The organism is Cupriavidus sp. DB3 (assembly GCF_020418465.1).
Taxonomy (GTDB): Bacteria; Pseudomonadota; Gammaproteobacteria; order Burkholderiales; family Burkholderiaceae; genus Cupriavidus; species Cupriavidus cauae.
The window spans coordinates 1-19,689 of record NZ_JAIZPL010000012.1 but is presented as its reverse complement, the minus strand read 5'-3'; the positions used below and the strand labels follow the sequence as shown (position 1 = coordinate 19,689).

At 64.4% G+C, this 19,689-nt stretch carries 14 protein-coding genes, 1 tRNA gene and 1 pseudogene; 15 read left to right on the top strand and 1 reads right to left on the bottom strand.

Annotated elements, in window-relative coordinates; genetic code table 11:
* The 10 genes and pseudogenes from K7G19_RS24770 to rpoC form a co-directional block, all read left to right on the top strand.
* Positions 1-94: pseudogene (locus K7G19_RS24770) on the top strand (elongation factor Tu); the annotation flags it as partial.
* Between the two features lie 82 nt (positions 95-176).
* Positions 177-252 (top strand) — tRNA-Trp (locus K7G19_RS24765).
* A gap of 70 nt (positions 253-322) precedes the next feature.
* On the top strand, positions 323-703 hold the full coding sequence (secE, locus tag K7G19_RS24760; protein ID WP_149319755.1) for a preprotein translocase subunit SecE: 381 nt from the start codon (positions 323-325) through the stop codon (positions 701-703).
* Between the two features lie 10 nt (positions 704-713).
* The gene (gene nusG / locus K7G19_RS24755; protein ID WP_226109642.1) at positions 714-1,292 is read left to right on the top strand and encodes a transcription termination/antitermination protein NusG; all 579 of its coding nucleotides are present in this window, start codon (positions 714-716) and stop codon (positions 1,290-1,292) included.
* 170 nt (positions 1,293-1,462) lie between these two features.
* On the top strand, positions 1,463-1,894 hold the full coding sequence (gene rplK, locus K7G19_RS24750) for a 50S ribosomal protein L11 (RefSeq protein ID WP_053822688.1): 432 nt from the start codon (positions 1,463-1,465) through the stop codon (positions 1,892-1,894).
* Entirely contained in the window at positions 1,895-2,590 is a 696-nt protein-coding gene (rplA, locus tag K7G19_RS24745; RefSeq protein ID WP_149319754.1) for a 50S ribosomal protein L1, read from the top strand.
* Positions 2,591-2,984: 394 nt separating this feature from the next.
* Positions 2,985-3,503 (top strand): 50S ribosomal protein L10, encoded by a 519-nt coding sequence (rplJ, locus tag K7G19_RS24740; RefSeq protein ID WP_023264956.1) that lies wholly within the window; start codon positions 2,985-2,987, stop codon positions 3,501-3,503.
* A gap of 58 nt (positions 3,504-3,561) precedes the next feature.
* A complete protein-coding gene (rplL, locus tag K7G19_RS24735; protein ID WP_149319753.1) occupies positions 3,562-3,939 on the top strand; it encodes a 50S ribosomal protein L7/L12 in 378 nt (125 codons plus the stop codon).
* A gap of 407 nt (positions 3,940-4,346) precedes the next feature.
* Positions 4,347-8,453, top strand: a complete 4,107-nt coding sequence (rpoB, locus tag K7G19_RS24730; RefSeq protein ID WP_149319752.1) for a DNA-directed RNA polymerase subunit beta — start codon at positions 4,347-4,349, stop codon at positions 8,451-8,453.
* Positions 8,454-8,561: 108 nt separating this feature from the next.
* On the top strand, positions 8,562-12,812 hold the full coding sequence (gene rpoC / locus K7G19_RS24725; RefSeq protein ID WP_149319751.1) for a DNA-directed RNA polymerase subunit beta': 4,251 nt from the start codon (positions 8,562-8,564) through the stop codon (positions 12,810-12,812).
* A 190-nt stretch (positions 12,813-13,002) separates the two neighbouring features.
* Here rpoC and K7G19_RS24720 read toward each other — a convergent pair whose 3' ends face one another.
* The gene (locus tag K7G19_RS24720) at positions 13,003-13,425 is read right to left on the bottom strand and encodes a hypothetical protein (protein ID WP_226109640.1); all 423 of its coding nucleotides are present in this window, start codon (positions 13,423-13,425) and stop codon (positions 13,003-13,005) included.
* A gap of 530 nt (positions 13,426-13,955) precedes the next feature.
* On the opposite strand from K7G19_RS24720, the gene recQ reads away from it, so the two are divergent.
* The 5 genes from recQ to K7G19_RS24695 form a co-directional block, all read left to right on the top strand.
* Entirely contained in the window at positions 13,956-15,806 is a 1,851-nt protein-coding gene (gene recQ, locus K7G19_RS24715) for a DNA helicase RecQ (RefSeq protein WP_226109638.1), read from the top strand.
* A 428-nt stretch (positions 15,807-16,234) separates the two neighbouring features.
* Positions 16,235-16,612 (top strand): 30S ribosomal protein S12, encoded by a 378-nt coding sequence (gene rpsL / locus K7G19_RS24710; protein WP_006576501.1) that lies wholly within the window; start codon positions 16,235-16,237, stop codon positions 16,610-16,612.
* 203 nt (positions 16,613-16,815) lie between these two features.
* On the top strand, positions 16,816-17,286 hold the full coding sequence (gene rpsG / locus K7G19_RS24705; protein ID WP_006576502.1) for a 30S ribosomal protein S7: 471 nt from the start codon (positions 16,816-16,818) through the stop codon (positions 17,284-17,286).
* 119 nt (positions 17,287-17,405) lie between these two features.
* Complete coding sequence (gene fusA / locus K7G19_RS24700) at positions 17,406-19,514, top strand: elongation factor G (protein ID WP_149319748.1); 2,109 nt, start codon at positions 17,406-17,408, stop codon at positions 19,512-19,514.
* 82 nt (positions 19,515-19,596) lie between these two features.
* Positions 19,597-19,689: GTP-binding protein (locus K7G19_RS24695; protein ID WP_018003793.1), on the top strand; the 93-nt coding region annotated here is incomplete at its 3' end.

Here is a 19,689-nt window from a genome sequence, read left to right as displayed (position 1 = left end):
CGCCCCGATCGCGATGGAAGAAGGCCTGCGCTTCGCCATCCGTGAAGGCGGCCGCACCGTCGGCGCCGGCGTCGTCGCCAAGATCCTGGACTAAGCAGTCACGACAGCAAACGCGGCACCAACCGGCCGCGTTTGCCGCCAGTGGGGTTGGCTCCAGCCGACCCCAAAGTTGTTTTAGGGGTATAGCTCAACTGGCAGAGCGTCGGTCTCCAAAACCGAAGGTTGGGGGTTCGATTCCCTCTGCCCCTGCCAATTCAATCAGCCGCGTCGGGCGGATCCACAGAGGATCCATCGTGACGCGGCTTAGTCTCGTTTGCGAAACATGGCCAATCCCAACGTCGAAACCGTCAACACCTCCAGTGGCAAGTGGCTGCTGGGCGTGGCCGTGCTGCTCGTGGTGGCCGGCGTGATCGGTTTCTACGCGCTGGCGCAGCAGCCTGCCTACGTGCGCGGCGCCGCGCTGTTCGCGGGCCTCGTGCTCGGCGTGATCGTCGCGCTGGTGTCCGCACCGGGCAAGGAATTCGTGGGGTTCGCCAGGGAATCGTACCGGGAAGTCCGCAAGGTGGTGTGGCCGACCCGCAAGGAAGCCGGACAGATGACGGGCCTGGTGTTCGTCTTCGTCGTCGTGATGGCGCTGTTCTTGTGGTCTGCCGACAAACTGATCGAGTGGGTGATCTTCTCCCTCGTGCTGGGCTGGAAATAAGGGAAAGGACATGACGGACGACGCAAAGCAGGAATCCACTCCTACGCAGCCGCCTTCGAAGAAGCGCTGGTACGTGGTCCACGCTTACTCCGGCATGGAGAAGAGCGTGCAGCGCGCCTTGCAGGAACGCATCGAGCGCGCGGAGATGCAGGACAAGTTCGGACGCATCCTGGTGCCGTCCGAGGAAGTGATCGAAATGAAGGGCGGTCAGCGTTCGGTGACCGAGCGGCGCTTCTTCCCGGGCTATGTGCTCGTGGAAATGGAGATGACCGACGAGACGTGGCCTCTGGTGAAGAACACCAGCAAGGTGACCGGCTTCGTCGGCGGCGCGCGTAACCGCCCGAGTCCGATTTCCCAGAAGGAAGTCGACAAGATCATGACGCAGATGCAGGAAGGCGTCGAAAAGCCGCGGCCCAAGACGCTGTTCGAGGTGGGCGAAATGGTGCGCGTCAAGGACGGCCCGTTCACCGACTTCAACGGCAACGTGGAAGAGGTCAATTACGAGAAGTCGCGCCTGCGCGTCTCGGTGACCATCTTCGGTCGCGCCACCCCGGTCGAGCTCGAGTTCGGCCAGGTCGAGAAGGTCTGATCGTCACAGGATTCGCAGGGTCGCGCCGCCTTCGGCAGTCCGACCAGCGACGCCCCGCAAGGGGCACAAGAGGAGCGTGAGGCCAGGTCCGCCACCGGCGGCCGGCGACAGCGCGTTACGACTCAACAGGATCGACTGCCTGACGTGCAGCGGTCCGGATTGGAGTAAAGATGGCCAAGAAGATTATTGGCTTTATCAAGCTGCAGATCCCGGCTGGTAAAGCGAACCCCTCCCCGCCCGTGGGCCCGGCACTGGGTCAGCGTGGCCTGAACATCATGGAGTTCTGCAAGGCGTTCAACGCGCAGACCCAGGGTATGGAACCCGGCCTGCCGGTGCCGGTGGTGATTACCGCCTACGCCGACAAGAGCTTCACCTTCGTGATGAAGTCGCCGCCGGCCACCGTGCTGATCAAGAAGGCTGCCGGCATCACCAAGGGTTCGGCCAAGCCGCACACCGACAAGGTTGGCAAGATCACCCGCGCCCAGGCTGAAGACATCGCCAAGGCCAAGAACGCCGACCTGACCGCCGCCGATCTGGACGCGGCAGTGCGCACCATCGCGGGCTCGGCCCGTTCGATGGGTATCACCGTGGAGGGTCTGTAAATGGCTAAGGTTTCGAAGCGCGTAGCGGCCAACAAGGCCAAGATCGAGCGCACCAAGTTCTACCCGATCGACGAGGCGCTGGGCCTGGTCAAGGAATGCGCGTCGGCCAAGTTCGACGAGTCGATCGACGTCGCCGTGCAGCTGGGCATCGACGCCAAGAAGTCGGACCAGGTGGTCCGTGGCTCGGTGGTGCTGCCCGCCGGTACCGGCAAGTCGGTCCGCGTGGCGGTGTTCGCCCAGGGCGAGAAGGCTGAAGCGGCCAAGGCCGCCGGCGCCGACGTGGTCGGCATGGAAGACCTGGCCGAGCAGGTCAAGGCCGGCAACCTGAACTTCGACGTCGTGATCGCTTCGCCGGACACGATGCGTATCGTCGGTACGCTGGGCCAGATTCTCGGCCCGCGCGGCCTGATGCCGAACCCGAAGGTCGGTACCGTGACCCCCGACGTGGCCCAGGCCGTGAAGAACGCCAAGGCCGGTCAGGTCCAGTTCCGTGTCGACAAGGCCGGTATCATCCACGCGACCATCGGCCGCCGTTCGTTCGAGGACGCCGCGCTGAAGACCAACCTGTCGGCGCTGATCGACGCGCTGGTCAAGGCCAAGCCGGCCACCAGCAAGGGCGTCTACCTGCGCAAGATCGCGGTCTCCTCGACCATGGGCGTGGGCGTTCGCGTCGATCAGGCTTCGCTGGCCGCCTAAGCGGCTGGCCATATGCGGTCAATTGGCCGACCGGACCCGATAACACCGGTCGGCAAAGCATTCGAGGTTTCGGCACTGCGCCGGGACCGGCCCGCCAGGGCGGGCCAGAGAAAGGCTTTGGGCAGTGGTGCCGGCGCCAGCCGCCGGTCCCGCTGGTTATCAAAGACCGCTGGCGGTCATGTTCGCGCTTCGGTGCGGCATGGCCTTAATTGGTGGGACCGTACACGGCAACAAGGTGACGGCACCCCGCCCGCCAGCGTAGATGGCGAACCCGAAGGTTGGAATGGTCCGGGGCGAGATCCCCGGGTGATTCGGGCCAATCGGACGCCGTTCGTTTGGACTGATGCAAGGTCCTCCGTCGCCGGAGCACCGCGCATCGTTTTGGAGCTTAACCGTGCCACTCAATATTGAAGATAAGAAGGCCGTCGTTGCTGAGGTGTCGGCGCAAGTCGCCAAAGCCCAGACCATCGTCGTGGCCGAATATCGCGGCATCACGGTTGGCGATCTGACCAAGCTGCGTGCCACCGCCCGCGAGCAAGGCGTCTACCTGCGCGTTCTGAAGAACACGCTGGCTCGCCGCGCCGTGGAAGGTACGCCGTTTGCCGCGCTCGCGGAGCAATTGACCGGTCCGCTGATCTACGGGATTTCCGAAGATGCAGTGGCCTCGGCCAAGGTTCTGAACGACTTCGCCAAGACCAACGACAAGCTGGTCCTGCGCGCCGGGTCGTTCGACGGCAAGGTGCTCGACGTCAACGCCGTCAAGGCGCTGGCCTCGATCCCGAGCCGCGACCAACTGATTGCTCAGCTGCTTGGCGTCATGCAAGCGCCGGTGTCGGGCTTTGCCCGCCTGCTGGCCGCGCTGGCCGAGAAGAAGAGCGAAGGTGCCCCCGCCGAGGAAGGCGCCGCGGCCTAAGGCCAGGCTCGTCCCGATCGCAATACCGATACCGAATCAAATCTAGGAGTATTTCCAAATGGCAATCACCAAAGACGACATCCTCGAAGCCGTTGGCGCGATGTCCGTGATGGAACTGAACGACCTGGTCAAGGCGTTCGAAGAGAAGTTTGGCGTGTCCGCCGCCGCGATGGCCGTGGCTGCCGCTCCGGGCGCTGCTGGCGCTGGCGCTGCCGCCGAAGAGAAGACCGAGTTCAACGTCGTGCTGGCTGAAGTCGGCGCGAACAAGGTTGGCGTGATCAAGGCCGTTCGCGAAATCACCGGCCTGGGCCTGAAGGAAGCCAAGGACCTGGTCGATGGCGCACCGAAGCCCGTCAAGGAAGGCGTGGACAAGGCTGCTGCCGACGAGGCCAAGAAGAAGCTGGAAGACGCCGGCGCGAAGGTCGAAATCAAGTAAGCAGTTTTCGCGTGCCCTCCGGCACGCGGGTGGGGCTGGCAAAGGGGAAATCCCGGCGCCAGCCTTTTTGCGCTTCTGTGATGTGTGTTTTATTGGACACTCATTCGCGCGAGAAGTGATGCATTGCCTACTCGGCGTCGGGGTGAACCTCCGGGCCGCAGCAGAGGCCAAACATCAGTGGCACACTAAGCGGTTGCTGCTGATGTTTGTCTTCTGAACCGACTGCAGAAGACAAGTTTGGTCGGGTGTTCCCCGGACCGGCGCGCGTGGATGATGGCGCCGGTTCGCAGCGTGCGGACACCGTCAGCCAGAGGTTGGTAGCGGCCAACCGCCAAATCCCCTCCCAGTCGCTGAACACCTCAGGCGCCGGTCAGGTCCAGCCAGCCCTGCGATGATTCGGAGATCCCATGGCGTACAGCTTCACCGAAAAGAAGCGCATTCGCAAAAGCTTTGCGAAGCGCGCGACGGTTCACCAGGTTCCATTCCTGCTAGCCACCCAGATCGAATCGTACACCCAGTTCTTGCAAGCGGATACGCCACCCGCGCGTCGCAAGAGCGAAGGCCTGCAAGCGGCCTTCAACGCAATTTTCCCCATCGTCTCCCATAACGGGCTCGCCCGTATGGAGTTCGTGTCGTATCACCTGTCCAACCCGCCGTTCGACGTCAAGGAATGTCAGCAGCGTGGCCTGACCTTCCATTCGGCCCTGCGCGCCAAGGTTCGCCTGATCATCAACGATCGCGAGAATCCGGGCAAGGTCAAGGAGGTCAAGGAGCAGGAAGTCTACATGGGCGAGATTCCGCTCATGACCTCGACCGGCTCGTTCGTGATCAACGGCACCGAGCGCGTGATCGTCTCGCAGCTGCACCGTTCGCCGGGCGTGTTCTTCGAGCACGACAAGGGCAAGACGCACAGCTCGGGCAAGCTGCTGTTCTCGGCACGGATCATTCCGTACCGCGGCTCGTGGCTGGACTTCGAGTTCGACCCGAAGGACATCCTGTACTTCCGCGTCGACCGCCGCCGCAAGATGCCGGTGACGATCCTGCTGAAGTCGATCGGCCTGACGCCGGAACAGATCCTCGCGCACTTCTTCGTGTTCGACAACTTCACGCTGCAGGCCGAAGGCGCGCAGCTGGAGTTCGTGCCCGAGCGCCTGCGCGGCGAAGTCGCGCGCTTCGACATCGCCGACAAGAACGGCCGTGTCGTGGTCGAGAAGGACAAGCGGATCAACGCCAAGCACATCCGTGACCTGGAGTCCGCCGGCACCAAGCTGATCAGCGTGCCGGAAGACTATCTGCTGGGCCGCGTGCTGGCCAAGAACATCATCGACCCGGATACCGGCGAGGTGATCGCCAACGCCAACGACGAGCTGACCGAAACGCTGCTCGAGTCGCTGCGCGAAGCCGGCGTCAAGCAGATCCAGACGCTGTACACCAACGATCTGGACCAGGGTCCGTACATCTCGCAGACCCTGCGCACCGACGACACCGCCGACCAGACCGCGGCCCGTATCGCGATCTACCGGATGATGCGCCCGGGCGAGCCGCCCACCGAGGACGCCGTCGAAGCGCTGTTCCAGCGCCTGTTCTACAGCGAGGAGTCGTACGACCTGTCGCGCGTGGGCCGCATGAAGGTCAACAGCCGCCTGGGCCGCCCGAGCGGCGAGGGCAGCATGGTGCTGCAGGACGAGGACATCCTCGAGACCATCAAGATCCTGGTCAACCTGCGCAACGGCAAGGGCGAAGTCGACGACATCGACCACCTGGGCAACCGCCGCGTGCGTTGCGTCGGCGAACTGGCCGAGAACCAGTTCCGCGCCGGCCTGTCGCGCGTGGAGCGCGCCGTCAAGGAACGTCTGGGCCAGGCCGAGACCGAGAACCTGATGCCGCACGACCTGATCAACTCGAAGCCGATCTCGTCGGCGATCCGCGAGTTCTTCGGTTCGTCGCAGCTGTCGCAGTTCATGGACCAGACCAACCCGCTGTCCGAGATCACGCACAAGCGCCGCGTGTCCGCTCTGGGCCCGGGCGGTCTGACGCGCGAGCGCGCGGGCTTCGAAGTCCGCGACGTGCACCCGACCCACTATGGCCGCGTGTGCCCGATCGAAACGCCGGAAGGTCCGAACATCGGTCTGATCAACTCGCTGGCGCTGTACGCCCGCCTGAACGAATACGGCTTCCTGGAAACGCCGTACCGCAAGGTCGAGAACGGCAAGCTGACCGACCAGGTCGACTACCTGTCCGCGATCGAGGAAGGCAAGTACGTGGTGGCGCAGGCCAACGCGACGGTCGACGCCGAAGGCAACCTGATCGACGAACTGGTGTCGGCGCGCGAAGGCAGCGAGCGCGAGACCCGCATGGTCACGCCGGACCGCGTGCAGTACATCGACGTGGCGCCGTCGCAGATCGTGTCGGCGGCAGCCTCGCTGGTGCCGTTCCTCGAGCACGATGACGCGAACCGTGCACTGATGGGCGCGAACATGCAGCGTCAGGCCGTGCCTTGTCTGCGTCCGGACAAGCCGCTGGTCGGCACCGGCATCGAGCGCACCGTCGCGGTCGACTCGGGCACCGCCGTGCAGGCGACCCGTGGCGGCGTGGTCGACTATGTCGACGCGAACCGTATCGTGATCCGCGTCAACGACGACGAAGCCGTGGCCGGCGAAGTCGGCGTGGACATCTACAACCTGATCAAGTACACGCGTTCGAACCAGAACACGAACATCAACCAGCGTCCGATGGTCAAGGTAGGCGACCATGTGGCCCGCGGCGACGTGATCGCCGATGGCGCCTCGACCGACCTGGGCGAGCTCGCGCTCGGCCAGAACATGCTGGTCGCGTTCATGCCCTGGAACGGCTACAACTTCGAAGACTCGATCCTGATCTCGGAACGCGTCGTTGCCGAAGACCGCTACACCTCGATCCACATCGAGGAGCTGTCGGTCGTCGCCCGCGACACCAAGCTCGGACCCGAGGAAATCACGCGCGACATCTCGAACCTGGCCGAAGCGCAACTGGCCCGTCTGGACGAGTCCGGCATCACCTACATCGGTGCCGAGGTCGAGGCCGGCGACGTGCTGGTCGGCAAGGTCACGCCCAAGGGCGAGACCCAGCTGACGCCGGAAGAGAAGCTGCTGCGCGCGATCTTCGGCGAGAAGGCGTCCGACGTGAAGGACACCTCGCTGCGCGTGCCCTCGGGCATGAGCGGCATCGTGATCGACGTGCAGGTCTTCACCCGTGAGGGCGTGACCCGCGACAAGCGCGCGCAGTCGATCATCGACGACGAGCTCAAGCGCTACCGCCTGGACCTGAACGACCAGCTGCGTATCGTCGAGGGCGATGCCTTCCAGCGTCTGGAACGCCTGCTGATCGACAAGACCGTCAACGGCGGTCCGAAGAAGCTGGCCAAGGGCGCGAAGCTGACCAAGGAGTACCTGGACGATCTGGACAAGTACCACTGGTTCGACATCCGTCCGGCCGACGAGGAAGTCGCGGCCCAGCTCGAGGCGGTCAAGGAAGCCATCGAGCAGAAGCGCCACGAGTTCGACCTGGCCTTCGAGGAAAAGCGCAAGAAGCTGACCCAGGGCGACGAGCTGCCCCCGGGCGTGATCAAGATGGTCAAGGTCTACCTGGCCGTCAAGCGCCGCCTGCAGCCTGGCGACAAGATGGCCGGCCGTCACGGCAACAAGGGCGTGGTGTCGAAGATCGTGCCGATCGAGGACATGCCCTACATGGCGGACGGTACCCCGGCCGACATCGTGCTGAACCCGCTCGGCGTGCCGTCGCGGATGAACGTGGGTCAGATTCTCGAGACCCACCTGGGCTGGGCCTCGCGTGGCCTGGGCCAGCGTATCGGCGCGATGCTGAAGGCGCAGGCCAAGGCGCAGGAAATCCGTGCGCTGCTCGCTCAGATCTACAACGAGAGCGGCAAGCCGGAAGACCTCGACAGCCTGAGCGACGCCGAGATCCTGGAGCTGGCGGAAAACCTGAAGAAGGGCGTGCCGTTCGCGACCCCGGTGTTCGACGGTGCGCACGAGCAGGAGATCCGCCGCATGCTGGATCTGGCCTACCCGGACGACGTGGCCAAGGAGATGGGCCTGACGGCGTCGAAGCAGCAGGTCACGCTGTACGACGGCCGCACCGGCGAGGCGTTCGAGCGTCCGGTCACGCTGGGTGTGATGCACATGCTGAAGCTGCACCACCTGGTCGACGACAAGATGCACGCCCGTTCGACCGGTCCGTACTCGCTCGTCACCCAGCAGCCGCTGGGCGGCAAGGCGCAGTTCGGCGGCCAGCGTTTCGGCGAGATGGAAGTGTGGGCGCTGGAAGCGTACGGCGCCTCCTACGTGCTGCAGGAAATGCTGACGGTCAAGTCCGACGACGTGAACGGCCGTACCAAGGTGTACGAGAACATCGTCAAGGGCGAGCACTCGATCGATGCCGGCATGCCGGAGTCGTTCAACGTGCTGGTGAAGGAAATCCGCTCGCTGGGTATCGATATCGACCTGGATCGCTATTGATCGACAGATCGGAACGGAGGCGGCAGTCACGCCGTCTCCGGCGGATTTCCCACAGGATGAATGCCGGCGGCCCGTTACCTCGGGCCGGCGGCGAAACAAGGAGTTGCAATGAAAGCATTGCTCGATCTCTTTAAGCAGGTTCAGCAGGAAGAGCAGTTCGACGCGATCAAGATCGGGCTGGCCTCGCCCGAGAAGATCCGTTCGTGGTCGTACGGCGAAGTCAAGAAGCCGGAGACCATCAACTACCGGACGTTCAAGCCCGAGCGCGACGGTCTGTTCTGCGCCAAGATCTTCGGTCCGATCAAGGACTACGAGTGCCTGTGCGGCAAGTACAAGCGCCTGAAGCACCGTGGCGTGATCTGCGAGAAGTGCGGCGTCGAAGTGACGCTGGCGAAGGTGCGCCGCGAGCGCATGGGCCATATCGAACTGGCCGCGCCGACCGCGCACATCTGGTTCCTGAAGTCGCTGCCGTCGCGTCTGGGCATGGTGCTCGACATGACGCTGCGCGACATCGAGCGCGTGCTGTATTTCGAAGCGTTCGTGGTGCTCGAGCCCGGCATGACTCCGCTCAAGAAGAGCCAGATCATGTCCGAGGACGACTACATCGCGAAGTGCGAGGAGTACGGCGAGGGCGAATTCGTGGCGATGATGGGTGCCGAGGGCATCCGTGAACTGCTGCGCGGCATCGACATCGAGAAGCAGATCGAACAGATCCGCGCCGAGCTGCAGGCCACCGGTTCCGAAGCCAAGATCAAGAAGTACGCCAAGCGCCTGAAGGTGCTCGAGGCCTTCCAGCGTTCGGGCATCAAGCCCGAGTGGATGATCCTCGAAGTGCTGCCGGTGCTGCCGCCCGAGCTGCGTCCGCTGGTGCCGCTGGACGGCGGCCGCTTCGCGACCTCGGACCTGAACGACCTGTATCGCCGCGTGATCAACCGCAACAACCGGTTGAAGCGCCTGCTCGAGCTGAAGGCCCCTGAAATCATCGTGCGCAACGAAAAGCGCATGCTGCAGGAAGCGGTCGACTCGCTGCTGGACAACGGCCGTCGCGGCAAGGCGATGACCGGCGCCAACAAGCGTCCGCTGAAGTCGCTGGCCGAGATGATCAAGGGCAAGGGCGGTCGTTTCCGTCAGAACCTGCTGGGCAAGCGCGTCGACTACTCGGGCCGTTCGGTCATCGTGGTCGGCCCGACGCTGAAGCTGCACCAGTGCGGCCTGCCCAAGTTGATGGCGCTGGAGCTGTTCAAGCCCTTCATCTTCCACAAGCTGGAAACGATGGGCATCGCCACCACCATCAAGGCGGCCAAGAAGGAAGTCGAAAGCCAGACCCCGGTCGTGTGGGACATCCTCGAAGAGGTGATCCGCGAGCACCCGGTGATGCTGAACCGCGCGCCGACGCTGCACCGCCTGGGCATCCAGGCCTTCGAACCGGTGCTGATCGAAGGCAAGGCGATCCAGCTGCATCCGCTCGTCTGCGCGGCGTTCAACGCCGACTTCGACGGTGACCAGATGGCCGTCCACGTGCCGCTGTCGCTGGAAGCGCAGATGGAAGCCCGCACGCTGATGCTGGCCTCCAACAACGTGCTGTTCCCGGCCAACGGCGATCCGTCGATCGTGCCGTCGCAGGACGTGGTGCTGGGCCTGTACTACACCACCCGCGACAAGATCAACGGCAAGGGCGAGGGCATGACCTTCGCCGACGTCAGCGAAGTGATCCGCGCCTACGAGAACAAGGAAGTCGAACTGGCTTCGCGCGTGAACGTGCGCATCACCGAGTATGAGCTGGTCGACAAGGACGCCGAGGGCGACGCGCGCTTCGCGCCGAAGATCACGCTGCAGGCCACCACGGTCGGCCGCGCGATCCTGTCCGAGATCCTGCCGAAGGGCCTGCCTTTCTCGGTGCTGAACAAGCCGCTGAAGAAGAAGGAAATCTCGCGCCTGATCAACACCGCGTTCCGCAAGTGCGGCCTGCGCGAGACGGTGATCTTCGCCGACAAGCTGCTGCAGTCGGGCTTCCGCCTGGCCACGCGCGCCGGTATCTCGATCGCGATCGACGACATGCTGGTGCCGCCGCAGAAGGAAAAGATCATCGCCGACGCCGCGGCCAAGGTGAAGGAATACGACAAGCAGTACATGTCGGGTCTGGTGACGGACCAGGAGCGCTACAACAACGTCGTGGACATCTGGGGCGCCGCCGGCGACCAGGTCGGCAAGGCGATGATGGAGCAGCTGCAGCACGAGGACGTGGTCGACCGCAACGGCAACACCGTCAAGCAGGAGTCGTTCAACTCCATCTACATGATGGCCGACTCGGGCGCACGGGGTTCCGCGGCGCAGATCCGTCAGCTGGCCGGCATGCGTGGCCTGATGGCCAAGCCGGACGGCTCGATCATCGAGACGCCGATTACCGCGAACTTCCGCGAAGGCCTGAACGTTCTGCAGTATTTCATCTCGACCCACGGTGCACGTAAGGGCCTGGCCGATACCGCGCTGAAGACCGCGAACTCGGGTTACCTGACCCGTCGTCTGGTCGACGTGACGCAGGATCTGGTGGTGGTCGAGGAGGATTGCGGCACCACCAACGGCGTCGCGATGAAGGCGCTGGTGGAAGGCGGTGAAGTCATCGAAGCGCTGCGCGACCGTATCCTGGGCCGCGTGACGGTGTCGGACGTGGTCAACCCCGAGACGCAGGAAACCGCGATCGAGGCCGGCACGCTGCTGGACGAAGACCTGGTCGACCTGATCGACCAGATCGGCGTGGACGAGGTCAAGGTCCGCACCCCGCTGTCGTGCGACACGCGCTATGGCCTGTGCGCCAAGTGCTATGGCCGCGATCTGGGCCGCGGCACGCTGGTCAACACCGGCGAAGCGGTCGGCGTGATCGCCGCGCAGTCGATCGGCGAGCCGGGCACGCAGCTGACGATGCGGACGTTCCACATCGGCGGTGCGGCATCGCGTGCGGCGGTCGCCTCGAGCGTCGAAGCGAAGGCCACCGGTACGGTGCGCTTCACCGCGACGATGCGCTACGTGACCAACGCCAAGGGCGAACTGATCGTGATCTCGCGTTCGGGTGAGGCGCTGATCACCGACGACCACGGCCGCGAGCGCGAGCGCCACAAGATCCCGTACGGCGCCACGCTGCTGGTGCAGGACGGTCAGGCGATCAAGGCGGGCACGCAACTGGCGACCTGGGATGCACTGACGCGCCCGATCGTGTCGGAGTACTCGGGCACGATCAAGTTCGAGAACGTCGAAGAAGGCGTGACCGTCGCCAAGCAGATGGACGAGGTTACCGGTCTGTCGACGCTGGTCGTGATCGACGCCAAGCGCCGTACGGCTGCCACCAAGGGCCTGCGCCCGCAGGTGAAGCTGCTCGACGCCAACGGCCAGGAAGTCAAGATTCCGGGCACGGACCACTCCGTGACCATCGGCTTCCAGGTCGGCGCGCTGATCACCGTCAAGGACGGCCAGCAGGTGCACGTCGGTGAAGTGCTGGCGCGTATCCCGACCGAGTCGCAGAAGACCCGCGACATTACCGGTGGTCTGCCGCGCGTGGCCGAGCTGTTCGAAGCGCGTTCGCCGAAGGACGCCGCCGTGCTGGCGGAAGTCACCGGTACCGTGTCGTTCGGCAAGGACACCAAGGGCAAGCAGCGTCTGGTCATTACCGACCTCGACGGCAATGCGCACGAGTTCCTGATCGCCAAGGAAAAGCAGGTGCTGGTCCACGACGGTCAGGTGGTGAACAAGGGCGAGATGATCGTCGAGGGTCCGGCGGATCCGCACGACATCCTGCGCCTGAAGGGCATCGAGGAGCTGGCGCACTACATCGTCGACGAGGTGCAGGACGTCTATCGTCTGCAGGGCGTGAAGATCAACGACAAGCACATCGAAGTGATCGTGCGTCAGATGCTGCGCCGTGTGCAGATCGTCGATGTCGGCGACACCAAGTTCATCCCGGGTGAACAGGTGGAGCGCTCGGAGCTGTTGGACGAGAACGACCGCGTGATCGCGGAAGGCAAGCGTCCGGCAACCTACGAGAACCTGCTGCTCGGTATCACCAAGGCGTCGCTGTCGACCGACAGCTTCATCTCGGCGGCATCGTTCCAGGAAACGACGCGCGTGCTGACCGAAGCCGCGATCATGGGCAAGACCGACGACCTGCGCGGTCTGAAGGAAAACGTGATCGTGGGTCGCCTGATCCCGGCCGGTACGGGCCTGGCCTACCACCGCGCCCGCAAGGCGCGCGAGGCGGCCGAGCGCGAACGCGCGCAGGCGATCTCCGAAGAAGAGCAGTCGCTCTTCATGGAGCCGTCGGAGGTGCATGCCACCACCGAGAACGGCGGCGATACGCCGGCGGTCTGAGGCCGATGCGGTAACGCTGCGGCAAAGAGGCTGTAGCGAGGCCGCTGTAGTACGGTCGCTGTAGTATGGCCGCTGCAGTACGGCCGCAGCAGCAAGCCAGTAGTGAAAGCCCGGTGCGAGAAATCGCACCGGGCTTTTTTTTGGCCGCCTGACGTTGGAGTCAACGCCAGGACCAAACGCGCGATGCCGCTTACACGTAGGCGCGCGCCGCTACGGTGATCGCCGCCGACTGCGCCGGGACCGCATCGCCGGCGGCGAAGCCAACCGGCTTCTCCAGCGTCTTCATGATCAGGTCGGACAGCACGCCGAACTCGCGCGAGCCCAGCTTCTGGCCATATTGCTTCAGGAGGGCATCGATCGGCACGCCCGCGTTGCGCAGCGACTTGATCTCCGAATCGCTCAGCGTCGCGGTTTCGTAGTTGCCGCTCTGCTGCGACAGCTTCGCCAGTTCATCGGCCTTTTCGCGGTAGAACTTCGCGGCGGCGAACAGGTCCAGGTCGCCGCCGGCGCTGACGGCAGCCGCCTCGGCGGCGCCGACGAGGTTCGACTCCTGCGCCGCGGTCGCGAGCGGCTGGACCGGGTGTTGGGGATGGGAAATGGGCGAGACAAGCATGGGAAAGCTCCAGGAAACTCCAAAAGGCCGCGTCCAAAAGACCGCGTCCAAAACACTGCGATGGTTCTGATCGTCGTCATCGTTGCTTGAACAACGATTGGACGAGGCAGATCTTCGTCGTCGCAACGGGGCGCTGTCTTACGGTTTCCGGAGCCGCCTTGGGATTCTCGAATACATCACCGTCCGCCACGCAAGTACCAGACGAAAATCGAAAATCCGCGACGTTGGGGTGTGATACGGCGAAGACCTGATTCCGGCGGCCGTATCCGCGTGGCAGCCGACGCGCGCGGCAGGGGCGCGGCAGGGGCGCGGCAGGAGCACGGCAGGAGCACGGCAGGAGCACGGCAGGAGCACGGCAGGAGCACGGCAGGGGCGCAGCAGTGGCGCAGCAGGGCGCGGCGAGGCGGGATGCCACGCCGGCGCGGCGATGGCCGACGATGGCGGGCGCCGTCACGATTCGAAGCGATCGGAAGCCGGTGCGGTGGTATGGTTACGCCTTTCCGATCCGTTGCCCCGTTTCCGCAGTTGCTATGTCCCTTGCCCTGGCGATTCTGAAGGATGTTTTCGGCTATCACGCCTTCCGCGGCCGCCAGGCGGAAATCATCGAGCACGTGGCCGAGGGCGGCGATTGCCTGGTGCTGATGCCGACCGGCGGCGGCAAGTCGCTGTGCTACCAGATTCCGGCGCTGCTGCGCCAGCGCGCCGGCCATGGCGTCGGCATCGTCGTGTCGCCGCTGATCGCGCTGATGCAGGACCAGGTCGCCGCGCTGACCGAAGCCGGCGTGCGGGCCGCGGTGCTGAACTCCACGCTGACCGGCACGGAGGCCTCGGCGGTCGAGCGCGACCTGCTGGCCGGGCGCCTCGAGATCCTGTACGTCGCGCCGGAGCGGCTGATGACGCCGCGCTTCCAGGACCTGCTCGACCGCACCCGCGTGGGCCTGTTCGCGATCGACGAGGCGCACTGCGTGTCGCAGTGGGGCCACGACTTCCGGCCGGAATACATCCAGCTGTCGGTGCTGCACGAGCGCTTCCCGCAGGTGCCGCGCATCGCGCTGACCGCGACGGCGGATGACGTGACGCGGCAGGAGATCGTCGAGCGCCTGGCGCTGGACGATGCGCGCGTCTTCCTGTCGAGCTTCGATCGTCCCAATATCCGCTATCGCATCGTCGAGAAGGACAACGCCCGCCAGCAGCTGCTGGCCTTCATCAAGGCCGAGCACATGGCCGCGGACGGCACGCACGACAGCGGCATCGTCTACTGCCTGTCGCGCCGCAAGGTCGAGGAGACCGCCGACTGGCTGCGCGGCCACGGCATCAATGCGCTGCCGTACCACGCCGGCATGGACGCGGCCGTGCGGCAGCAGCACCAGGCGCGCTTCCGCGACGAGGAAGGGCTGGTGATGGTGGCCACGATCGCCTTCGGCATGGGCATCGACAAGCCGGACGTCCGCTTCGTCGCCCACCTCGACCTGCCCAAGAGCATGGAGGGCTATTACCAGGAGACCGGCCGGGCCGGGCGCGACGGCTTGCCGGCCAATGCCTGGATGGCCTATGGCCTCGGCGACGTGGTGCAGCAGAAGCGGATGATCGACGAATCGGAGGCCGACGAAGCGCACAAGCGCGTGTCGTCGGCCAAGCTCGACGCCTTGCTGGGCCTGTGCGAGACCGCCGGCTGCCGGCGCGTGCGCATCCTCGCGTATTTCGGCGAGGCGAGCGAGCCCTGCGGCAACTGCGATACCTGCCTGGAGCCGCCGGCCACGTGGGACGGCACGCGCGAGGCGCAGATGGCGCTGTCCTGCGTCTACCGCACCGCCCAGGCCAGCCGCGTGCACTTCGGCGCGACGCATCTGATCGACGTGCTGCGCGGCAACGCCACCGAGAAGATCCGCCAGTGGGGCCACGACAAGGTGTCGACCTTCGGCATCGGCGCGGACCGGTCGGTGTCCGAGTGGCATGCCATCTTCCGCCAGCTGATCGCGCACGGCCTGCTGGTGATCGACCATGGCGGCCACGGGGCCCTGCTGCTGGGCGAATCGGCGCGCGCGGTGCTCAAGGGCGAGACCAGCATCACGCTGCGCCGCCAGGTCAGCAAGCCGGCCCGGGGCGAGCGTGGCAGCGCCGGGCGCGGCAACCGCGTCGACCATACCGCGCAGATGGACGAACAGGCGCTGGCCAACTGGGAGGCGCTGCGGCGCTGGCGCGCCGAAACCGCGCGGGAGCACGGCGTGCCGGCCTATGTGATCTTCCACGATGCGACGCTGGCCCAGTTGGCGCGCAGCGCGCCCGACAGCATGGCGGAACTGGCGGAGGTGCCGGGTATCGGCGCGGCCAAGCTGGAACGCTATGGCGACGAGCTGCTGGAAGTGCTGCAGAAGGCATGAACTGCGGCCCGGCCGCAGGCGGGTTGCCGGATCCCGGAGGTCCTACACGACACCGGCGGGGGCGGCCGTCTCATAAAGCGATTTGCTGCAGGTAAACCGCTTGACCGCTGATCGGTGCGCTGCTAGCATGCCGGATTCGAGTTTTTGGCTTCGGATTTCGCTCGCGCGTCGTTTGGTAGCACCCAGTGTCCGGCGATCGCCCCGGCAGACAGGTCATCGCCGACCTGGCCGGCCCAGCGGGATCCCAGGCGAGCTCGCGCTCTTTGGCAAGTCTGGTTGTTCACACAGTCCCGTCCCAGAGCGTTCTGCTCACCTGCTCCCGCCCAAAACCCGTCCTACCGTTTCGTCGATCGTCGTCGCGCTTGCTGGCGTGCCGCCGGTTCGTCGCCGAAGCGGTGTTTTTTTGTAAAACCAAGCTGGATTGAACAATGCCAACTATCAACCAACTGGTTCGCAAGCCGCGCGTCTCTGAAGTCATCAAGAGCAAGAGCCCGGCGCTTGAGAACTGCCCCCAACGCCGTGGCGTGTGCACCCGCGTGTACACCACCACGCCGAAGAAGCCGAACTCGGCACTGCGTAAGGTCGCCAAGGTGCGTCTGACCAACGGTTTCGAGGTCATCTCGTATATCGGCGGTGAAGGCCACAACCTGCAGGAACACTCGGTCGTGCTGATCCGCGGTGGTCGTGTCAAGGACTTGCCGGGTGTGCGTTACCACATCGTGCGCGGCTCGCTCGACCTGCAAGGCGTCAAGGACCGCAAGCAAGCGCGTTCGAAGTACGGCGCGAAGCGTCCGAAGGCTGCCTGAGCCTGCAACACAAGCGATGGTGGCTGGCGCTCAGCGTCATGTTGCTGTCAACAAGCGGCGGTACAACGGCCAGTTTGCTGCGCCGTGCCGTCGAGTAAGTGGTCCACCCGGCGAATTTGCCGCGCCCTTGGCGCAGGAAGGCAAGCTAGTTGGTGGCCAGAGCGCGGAAGAACCCGCACTCAACTGAATCCAAAGGAAAGAAGATGCCACGTCGTCGTGAAGTCCCCAAGCGGGAAATCCTGCCTGATCCGAAGTTCGGTAACGTCGAAGTTGCCAAGTTCATGAACGTGCTGATGCTGGACGGCAAGAAGTCGGTTGCCGAGCGCATCGTTTATGGCGCGTTCGACCAGATCGAAAAGAAGGCAGGCAAGGCCCCCATCGAAGTGTTCTCCGTTGCGATCAACAACGTGAAGCCGGTGGTGGAAGTGAAGAGCCGCCGCGTCGGTGGCGCCAACTATCAGGTTCCGGTCGAAGTCCGTCCGTCGCGTCGTTTGGCATTGGCGATGCGTTGGCTGCGTGAGGCCGCGAAGAAGCGTAGCGAGAAGTCGATGGCGCTGCGCCTGGCTGGCGAACTGCTTGAGGCAGCGGAAGGTCGTGGCGGCGCGATGAAGAAGCGCGACGAAGTGCACCGCATGGCCGAAGCCAACAAGGCGTTCTCGCACTTCCGCTTCTAAAGCGCGCGGGATTCGCAGTTGGTTGCCGGGCGGGCTGTGTTTTTACACATCTCGCCCGTTTGTGTTAGGGGCGTAGGCCAAGAGATGCCGGCGCCTCACTGACGAATTAGAGGATTAAAGTGGCTCGTAAGACTCCCATCGAGCGTTACCGCAATATCGGTATCTCGGCTCACATTGACGCGGGTAAAACCACCACCACCGAGCGCATCCTGTTCTACACCGGTGTGAACCACAAGATCGGTGAAGTGCACGATGGCGCCGCCACGATGGACTGGATGGAGCAGGAGCAGGAGCGTGGTATTACCATCACCTCCGCTGCCACCACCGCCTTCTGGAAGGGCATGGCCGGCAACTACCCCGAGCACCGCTTCAACATCATCGACACCCCGGGCCACGTGGACTTCACCATCGAGGTGGAGCGTTCCATGCGCGTGCTGGACGGCGCCTGCATGGTGTACTGCGCCGTGGGCGGCGTGCAGCCGCAGTCGGAAACCGTCTGGCGTCAGGCCAACAAGTACGGCGTGCCGCGTCTGGCCTTCGTCAACAAGATGGACCGTACCGGTGCCAACTTCTTCAAGGTCTACGAGCAGCTGAAGACCCGCCTGAAGGCCAACCCGGTGCCCGTGGTGGTGCCGATCGGCGCTGAAGACGGCTTCCAGGGCGTGATCGACCTGCTGGAAATGAAGGCGATCATCTGGGACGAAGCCAGCCAGGGCGTGAAGTTCGAATACAAGGACATCCCGGCCGAGCTGCAGGCGACCGCTGACGAATGGCGCGAGAAGATGGTCGAGTCCGCCGCCGAAGCCAGCGAAGAGCTGATGGAAAAGTACCTGGGCGGCGAAGAGCTGACCCGCGCCGAGATCGTCAAGGCGCTGCGTGACCGTACCATCGCCTGCGAAATCCAGCCGATGCTGTGCGGCACCGCGTTCAAGAACAAGGGCGTGCAGCGCATGCTCGACGCCGTGATCGACTTCCTGCCGTCGCCGGTCGATATTCCGCCGGTCAAGGGCGTGGACGAAAGCGACGACGAGAAGAAGCTCGAGCGCAAGGCCGACGACAACGAGAAGTTCTCGGCGCTGGCGTTCAAGATCATGACCGACCCGTTCGTCGGCCAGCTGATCTTCTTCCGCGTCTACTCGGGCAAGATCAATTCGGGCGACACCGTGTACAACCCGGTGAAGCAGAAGAAGGAGCGTCTGGGCCGTATTCTGCAGATGCACGCCAACCAGCGCGAAGAAATCAAGGAAGTGCTGGCCGGCGACATCGCCGCCGCGGTGGGCCTGAAGGATGCCACCACGGGCGACACGCTGTGCGATCCGTCGGCACCGATCGTGCTCGAGCGCATGGTGTTCCCGGAGCCGGTGATCTCGCAGGCGGTCGAGCCGAAGACCAAGGCCGACCAGGAAAAGATGGGCATCGCCCTGAACCGCCTGGCCGCCGAAGACCCGTCGTTCCGCGTGCGTACCGATGAAGAATCGGGCCAGACCATCATTTCGGGCATGGGCGAGCTCCACCTCGAAATTCTGGTCGACCGCATGAAGCGCGAATTCGGCGTGGAAGCCAACATCGGCGCGCCGCAGGTGGCCTACCGCGAAACCATCCGCAAGAAGGCCGAGGACGTCGAAGGCAAGTTCGTCAAGCAGTCGGGCGGCCGCGGCCAGTACGGCCACGCCGTGATCACGCTGGAACCGCAGGAGCCGGGCAAGGGCTTCGAGTTCGTCGACGCCATCAAGGGCGGTGTGATTCCTCGCGAATACATCCCGGCGGTCGAGAAGGGTATCAGCGACACGCTGCAGGCCGGTGTCCTGGCGGGCTTCCCGGTGGTGGACGTGAAGGTCACGCTGACGTTCGGTTCGTACCACGACGTGGACTCGAACGAAAACGCGTTCCGCATGGCCGGCTCGATGGCTTTCAAGGAAGCCATGCGCAAGGCCAGCCCGGTTCTGCTCGAGCCGATGATGGCCGTGGAAGTGGAAACGCCGGAAGACTACACCGGTACCGTGATGGGCGACCTGTCGTCCCGCCGCGGCATCGTGCAGGGCATGGACGACATGGTTGGCGGCGGCAAGATCATCAAGGCCGAAGTCCCGCTGTCGGAAATGTTCGGTTATTCGACCGCGCTGCGCTCGGCCACGCAAGGCCGCGCCACCTACACCATGGAATTCAAGCACTACGCCGAGGCACCGAAGAACATCGCCGAAGCAGTGATGGCGGCCAAGGGCAAGTAAACAGGCTGTATGCCGCTGCGCCCGCCAGGGCGTGGCGGCGTGATGAATCCACAAGACTGCATTCCATTAGGAGCTGAAGAAAATGGCAAAGGAAAAGTTCGAGCGGACCAAGCCGCACGTGAACGTTGGTACGATTGGTCACGTTGACCACGGCAAGACGACGCTGACGGCGGCG